Genomic DNA, 1,036 nt, shown 5'->3' with positions numbered 1-1,036 from the left:
AAATTAGATAGTTGAGCACGAATTTGAGCATTCTAAACCTGACACGAATATGTATGGCTATTCTTTATTGTTTAAACAACATGCTCTGCTTCAACAAATAGTCATTTAATTTTCCTTCGTAATTTATATAAATATTGGATCAATGATATTATCCCTATAGAAACAGACCTTACGTTTGAAACTCCAAAGTGAGAAGTCGAATAGGTAAGGTCATCCGGGATTTTGAAAATATAGATATCAAAATATAGCAATTTAAGCACCCGGATGACCTGAATTTTACATCATCAGTACAGGTATTCCAAAGCTACTCTGTCATAGCGTCCAAGTTCCCCCGTTTCCGATGTACTAAAACAAGCCAGCATCACTGAATTAGGGTCATAACCGGAAGGAGTTGTCGGAATATGAACTGCTCCGTAAGGATCTTCGGGCTCACTACCCCCCACTCCGCAGGAAAGTGACCGGTTAAACCAATCCGTATGACGCAGCCCTAAACAATGCCCGATTTCGTGAGTCATTACGTGTTCTACAACATTAGTATCGAAATTACTGGTGCCATCCTGTATCTGAATATATTTATATGGATCCCCACCTGACGGGAAGCCAGCTTGTCCTCCGCCGTTTCCTGAAACTTTATAAACTACTATATCATATGCACTATAATTGGTTCCGAAGGTAAGCGTAAAATTCATCCCTATATTTAAGGAATTGTAATTTGCCACAGCCCAGGTTAAGGCAGTTTTCATTTTGGAGTCCAGGGCAAGACTGCCACCTGTATAGCCTATTATCTTAATGGTGCGGGGCAAGGAAAATACCAAATTATAAGTATGATATTGCTCACCGACGGGTCCTTTATAATATAAGCTACTTCCAAGCATACCTCTAATATCCTGAGGCTTGACTGCTATATCCCCTTCCAGCAAATAATTTCCATTCTCATATTCAGGATCCAGCACCTCGTCATAATTAGTCACTGCAATATCGCTAACGTCAAAGCCCAACTCTTTAAACTGGGTCTTCACTTGTTCTGTAATCATTG

General features: G+C 40.0%; 1 protein-coding gene. It reads right to left on the bottom strand.

Going from position 1 to position 1,036, the window contains the following annotated elements; translation table 11 throughout:
- Nucleotides 1–284 precede the first annotated feature (284 nt).
- A partial coding sequence (locus E1163_RS00290; RefSeq protein ID WP_221417869.1) for a M57 family metalloprotease occupies nt 285–1,036 on the bottom strand: 752 nt, incomplete at its 5' end.

The sequence above is a fragment of the Fulvivirga kasyanovii genome, from assembly GCF_009711405.1.
Classification (GTDB): Bacteria; Bacteroidota; Bacteroidia; order Cytophagales; family Cyclobacteriaceae; genus Fulvivirga; species Fulvivirga kasyanovii.
Note: the sequence above shows the minus strand (reverse complement) of the source record. Positions and strands in the feature narration are given on the sequence as shown.